Below are 6,189 nucleotides of genomic sequence, written 5' to 3' on the forward strand. Positions count from 1 at the left end.
CGAAATTCACCTCCACCCTAGCGTCGGGTGGAGTCCTCTTTCGTTAGATTGATAGGCGTTCGATAGGAAGTAGTAGATAAGTGAGCGCCATAGTGCTAATAGTGCGGAATACGTCACCGTAATTTTGCACAACGCTTGCTAAGGCGTTATTAAGTGGGGTTTCAAGAGACCATGAAGGAAAGCTTGAGGATAAACCCAGTTGGTTAGTAGTAGATGCTTTATCAGTCGAGACAGCAGCGCCTGTTAGACTAATACCTAATTTAGCAGCGAGATTGGTGGCCGCTTCATCCGATAACCATGCTTGCCAAACACTGGGGTTGGCACGCAAAAACACCAACGCTTGCTCCTCACCGTTACGCTTACTTTCACTCATCTCTAAGATAGCGCCATTGAGCTCATCAGAGGTAAACTGTACTTTTTTAAATACCGCGGCTAGTTCTGGATTGGTATCGATAAATGGCGTGGATACAGCGACACCCAATGGGGATACAGGGAACCCAGAGACACAGTTAGAAGTGCCGTCAGCGAGTAGCAAGTCTTGCCAGCACTCATCCTTGTAAGCAGGAAAACTTAATGGCGCAAAATCATATTTTGCCATCAAGCCAGTCGGCTGCCAGTAATAAAACAACAGCGGTTTGTGCTGTTCAAAAGCGGAGGAAATCTCGGCATCAAGAGCGGCACCCGTACCGGGATGCGCGTTATTAAACACGCCGTCCAGACCAGTATTTTTGAGCAGGCGTGTATTAAAAATCTCACACGTCCAACCAGATGGACAGTTCATAAAACGTGATTTGCCAGGATTTTCGGGATCTTTAAACAACCCAGCATATTTAGGCAAATCTTGATAGCTACGCAACCCCGGATTTTCTTCCAGTACATATTTAGGAACATACCAGCCTTGTGTCGCGCCGCCTTTGAGCGTATCACCGATGACAGCTACCTTATTCTGTGCAATGGCCTGCTCCATGATTGGCGAGCGTCCAACCCATTGTTCACCAATGACTTGGATATCGTTTTGTGATAGTGCTGTCTCAAGTGCAGGCCCCGCTCCTGGCACCTCTTCAACCGTACAATCATAGCCATCTTCAGCAATATATCTCAGCACGCCAGAGATGAACTGTCCGCTCTCCCACGTCAGTGCGCCAAATTTAATTGGTGACTCACAGGCTGCGGACGCCGACACGGGCAGTAGCAACGCACTCATACACAGTAAACTTAACGCAATCCATTGACGCATGCTCTGTCCTATTTATTATTCATATCGGCACTAAAACCCTTATTCAGCCACCCACCAATTGACAGCGTTCGCTTTACCCTGCACGATTTTATATCTATCAATCACTTGTACAGAGTATTGGCTTCAACAGAGCCCTACTGTTGTTTAGACTATCTACAAAGTGTAGCGACTTATAAAGACGATGACAAACACTTATTTATACACTATTAAAGATATTTTTATAATAAATAATATATAGCACGGGCGTCATTCAATTTTATAGCTCTCTCATCATAGTTCTCTCATCGCTAAATTTTTACAAAAAAAATAACACCTACCTAAGTAGATGTTATTACTGATGAGTTCGCTTATCACAACCTATTATTCATAACTGCCTAGATACAAATTGAATCCAGCATCTAGGCAGCGACTAATTTAAGCACAGCTACTTTAAAAACAGTGCCATCGCCTTTTTAAATAGCCCACCATATGGAGGTAATAAAACGTTTAAACCATTAAGTTTAGATTGTACAAAGATGGGTTTCATATGGCTTAAACGCTCAAAGCCAGCTTTACCATGGTAAACACCTGTGCCTGAATCGCCAACGCCGCCAAACGGTAAGTCATATTGCAATACATGCACCATGACTTCATTGATACATAAACCGCCGGATACGGTGTTGGTACGAACCTTGTCTAGCTCATGGCTATTGTCACCAAAGACGTATAGCGCCAATGGACGTGGACGCTCGTTGATAAAATCAATCGCATCATCAAGAGTGTCATAGTGCATTAATGGTAACACCGGTGCGAAAATCTCATTTTGCATCACATCGCTATCAGGCGCAGGTTCGCTGACGATAACTGGTGGCATAAGACGGGTTTCGATATTGGAATCAACATTGGTAAGCTGGTGAATGCTCTCACCCGCTAAATTATCCAAATAGCCTTTAACGCGTTTAAACTGCTCACCATTAATAATACGCGAGTAATCAGGATTATTTTCGAAATCAGGGTAGTGCTTTTCCACCCACTCTTTTGCCAGACGGATAAACTCTTCATGATATTGACGCTGAATCAACACATAATCAGGGGCAATACAAGTTTGACCCGCATTCAGTGTTTTGCCCATCATTACTCGATTGACCGCGTTTTCTAAGTTTGCACCCTCTAGGACAACAACAGGCGATTTACCACCCAGCTCAAGTGTTACTGGGGTCAAATTAGGGGCAGCAGCAGCCATGACCTTTTTACCGACTGCTGTAGAGCCGGTATACAGTAAGTGATCAAATGGTAACTCACTAAAGGCGACAGCAATATCAACTTCGCCCAGCACCACACAAATCATATCTGGGGAGAAATAGCGCGCAATAGCATCAGCAAATGTCTGGGCAAACTGCGGTGCCGCTTCACTCATTTTAATCATAATGCGATTGCCCGCAGTAAGCGCATCAATCATCGGTCCTATGGCTAAAAATAACGGATAGTTCCAAGGTACCATGATGCCGACCACCCCTAATGGCTGTGGCTGGATTTCATTGTGGGCCGGCATATACAGCGCTGAAATAGAAGCTCGCTGCGATTTCATCCATTTTTTACCGTGTTTTTTGGCATGGCTGATACCAGTAAAACTGGGGAATAATTCGGCAAACTGGGTTTCTGATTCGCTACGATAACCAAAATCTGCACTAATGGCCTTGGCAAAGCTTTCTTGATTGTCGCTAAGCATTACTTCTAAATTGTCTAATAACGTTTCCCGCGTCCCCCAATCATTAATCGGCTGGGTACGGCTCAATGTCTGCAAGCGAGCAAATTGCGCTTGCATCTCGTCAACGGTATTGGCTGTGCTAAGCGTTTTGGGCGCCAGTTGTTGCTCTAAATTTGTATCGAGCGAGGGTTGCTTATGGATATCTTGATTGTTATCTGTCATTTATCTTCCTTGTTATATGCGTTAGAGTCGATATATTATATTGGGTTAAAGGCTCTATATTTCTAATCAGAGGATGGTAGTCAGAGTGTTACGTCAATAGTAACCTCCGTAAACAAACCCTAATGAGATTCCATTCATTGTACTTTAATGTAGCGCATTGACTGCTCGATGAACAGCGTCTTTAGTTGACTACTGAGTTTGTATGAAATACGTGTCAGGCAATGCTTATATTGCTGATATTTGCTGCTATTTTTATAGCCCTATATAAATATCTTCTTAATAGATATCTTCTTAAAATTGATGCATTTATTATTGAAATTTAAGTTTGGGCAGAAATGCTAAAACTGCTACACTGAATATCAGTAATGGACCTACCTTTTAATAACAAAACCAGAAGACAGCCACCCTCATGCAAAATGCCCCCCAACCGCTCAATGATATGCTAGTCAGTAAATCATTCTCAGCCGCCGACTATGTTCCTACCCTCGACGCCATGCTAGCGCGTACGCTAGCGCGTATCGAACTTAAAAAAGAGCAAGGGTTACGTACCCCAGACGAGCTATGGATTGTCGATCACAATGACGTTTATACCCTTGGACAAGCCGGTAAAGAAGAGCACATTTTGCAACGTACCAACACCCCTATTATCAAAACGGATCGTGGTGGACAAGTAACTTGGCACGGGCACGGACAACTGGTTATTTACTGGTTGTTTGATTTAAATAGCTTAGGCTGGAGTGTACGCAACATGGTATCGCATGCCGAACAAGCCATTGAAGACGTCGTCAACGATTGTATAAAAAGTCAATCGTCACCTGACAGCACTCATATCAGCGCCCATGCTCGCCGTGATGCACCTGGGGTTTACTTATACGGCAGCTCATATAGCGCTTCATCTGATGAGCTGTCACAACTGCCATCTAACGCACCAGCAGATGATGCAATCATGCTAGGGAAAATCGCTTCTCTAGGTTTCAAAATCAAGCACGGTTTTAGCTACCATGGTATTGCTCTTAATTTAAACTGTAATTTGTCAGCATTTAACGCCATTAATCCGTGCGGTTATGCAGGGATGCAAATGTTACGATTGGCAGACTTTGTGCCAATGCAGCAGTCAAAGCAGCAGTCAAAAGTTACAGCCTTGGACGAAACTCAAAACAAACTGACTCCTCAATCGTTAAGTTATGAGCAAGTCACGCAAAAGCTCATCGATAATATTGCTCAGCGTCATGCAGGACACATTGAATTGCGTGCGTTAGCGCCAAAAGCGTCAAAGTAATGTCTTTGAGTCTTTTTTGCATAATCCTTTTACGCATAATATCTTGCATGCTTGGACTTAAGCATTATGAGAAAATTTGAGTCAAACTTGTTATAATCGCAGGCGGCACAAACTGGGCGCAGCGATAACTATGCCGCACCAACATTTCACCCTTTACTGTTCAAGTATTTATAACAAAAGCACATTGGAGCAATTTATGGCAGATTTTAATAAAATTTTAGACGCAGGCGACGTCGACGGCGGCATCATTAACGTCGTAGTAGAAATCCCAACCGGTAGCAGCCATAAAATCGAATGGAACCGCGAATTGGCGGTATTTGAGCTTGATCGTGTTGACCCGCAAATCTTTGCCAAACCTTGTAACTATGGTTTTATCCCACAGACTCTTGATGAAGATGGCGACGAGCTTGATGCCTTAATCATTACAGAACAGCCTTTAACCACTGGCATTTTCTTAAAAGCCAAAGTAATTGGCGTCATGAAGTTCGTTGATGACGGCGAAGTCGATGACAAGATCGTCGTCGTACCAGCTGACGACCGTGATACAGGCAATGCTTACAACAGCCTAGCGGACCTACCAAAGCAGCTAATCAACCAGTTAGAGTTCCATTTCAGCCACTATAAAGACCTTAAAAAACCAGGTACAACGGTCGTTGAATCTTGGGGTGACGTTGCAGAAGCCAAAGAAGTGATTAAAGAATCTATCCAGCGCTGGAAAGATCTATAATTAGTCCGGATAGCTTATAACATGAGGTTTATCATAAATAAGATAGGCTTTATGAAAAATACCGCAGACACGATGATGGCTGCGGTATTTTTTTGCTTGAATGTCAAGCTGTGTCATCAAGATGACACGCCCTAGCTATTTAAAGTAGGTATAATAAACCGTCCCGCCTATTCACATTTCTACGTCGTACTAAGGATCGTCATGTTCAACTCCGACCCCAACTCAAACCCAGTCAATGCAAAACTGCCAAAAGCGATCATTATGATGATCGAAAAAAACAACCTGGCAATGGCCATTAAAACATTGGCCGCGGACGAAAATATCAGTATGGATGATGCCAAAGTTCGAATTGATGCGTACGAGACCGAATTGAAAGTAAAGCAGCAGCAAAAGCTCAATACTATCGCAAGCAAGCAAGGCATCCCGAACCATGCTATTAGCTTTGATAGAGAGCAAGAAGCTGAGGATGAAGACGAGTCTGGAAAATTAATAAAAAACCGCGTCAAAACCACGCCGTCTGAACAAAATTTTCAGAGCTTGCAAGAAGGCGTTGATAGCAAGCTCAATGATTTAAGCTATAAAAAACCGCTTGTTCCTTATTGGGCGAAGCGATTATTGGTTATAGCGATTATTATGGCAGGGTTATTTTGGATAATGTGGCGTATCTTTGGCTAAAAGAAAACTGAAGTGTCTTGTCTGTCGACATTTTTATCAAGCATCCTTTCCGACTAACTAGGGCGTGTTGAACATTGGATATAAATTTCTGGCAAAAAAAATAGCGAACGGTTAATCTTTAAGTTCTCACACAAAAAAGATATCGTTCGCTATGCCTCGCACTATGCTCAAAGATGAACACTGGACAAGACTGAAACCTATATTACTAGAACTTAATATCTATGACAAAGGAAATCTTAGACAAACGGTTGAAGGCGTGCTTTATCGCATGCGTGTTGGCTGTCCTTGGCGCGACTTACCCGAGTATTTTGGCAAGCCCAATACCATCTATAAAGCTTACCAGCGCTGGTCTCGCAGTAATA

General features: G+C 43.2%; 6 protein-coding genes. 4 read left to right on the plus strand and 2 right to left on the minus strand.

The annotated features are described in order from the left end of the window. Nucleotides 1-43: 43 nt before the first annotated feature. Together EI161_RS12955 and EI161_RS12960 are read right to left on the minus strand one after the other, a co-directional pair. Nucleotides 44-1,237 carry an ABC transporter substrate-binding protein gene (locus EI161_RS12955; RefSeq protein WP_225735389.1) on the minus strand — a complete coding sequence of 398 codons (1,194 nt, stop codon included), beginning with the start codon at nucleotides 1,235-1,237 and terminating at the stop codon, nucleotides 44-46. Between the two features lie 424 nt (nucleotides 1,238-1,661). Further along, complete coding sequence (locus tag EI161_RS12960) at nucleotides 1,662-3,146, minus strand: coniferyl aldehyde dehydrogenase (RefSeq protein ID WP_192524834.1); 1,485 nt, start codon at nucleotides 3,144-3,146, stop codon at nucleotides 1,662-1,664. Between the two features lie 409 nt (nucleotides 3,147-3,555). Here EI161_RS12960 and lipB point away from each other — a divergent pair, with 409 nt between their 5' ends. The 4 genes from lipB to EI161_RS12980 all read left to right on the plus strand — a co-directional run. Continuing rightward, entirely contained in the window at nucleotides 3,556-4,425 is an 870-nt protein-coding gene (gene lipB / locus EI161_RS12965) for a lipoyl(octanoyl) transferase LipB (RefSeq protein WP_192524833.1), read from the plus strand. 196 nt (nucleotides 4,426-4,621) lie between these two features. Further along, nucleotides 4,622-5,152: an inorganic diphosphatase gene (locus EI161_RS12970; RefSeq protein WP_192524832.1), complete on the plus strand. Its 531-nt coding sequence runs from the start codon at nucleotides 4,622-4,624 to the stop codon at nucleotides 5,150-5,152. Between the two features lie 201 nt (nucleotides 5,153-5,353). Next, nucleotides 5,354-5,827, plus strand: coding sequence for a hypothetical protein (locus EI161_RS12975; protein ID WP_192524831.1), 474 nt, complete (start codon nucleotides 5,354-5,356; stop codon nucleotides 5,825-5,827). A gap of 151 nt (nucleotides 5,828-5,978) precedes the next feature. Beyond that, nucleotides 5,979-6,189 (plus strand): transposase (locus EI161_RS12980; protein ID WP_192524937.1); only part of this gene is annotated, 211 nt, incomplete at its 3' end.

This window comes from Psychrobacter sp. FME5 (assembly GCF_014861375.1).
In the GTDB taxonomy this organism is placed as follows: Bacteria; Pseudomonadota; Gammaproteobacteria; order Pseudomonadales; family Moraxellaceae; genus Psychrobacter.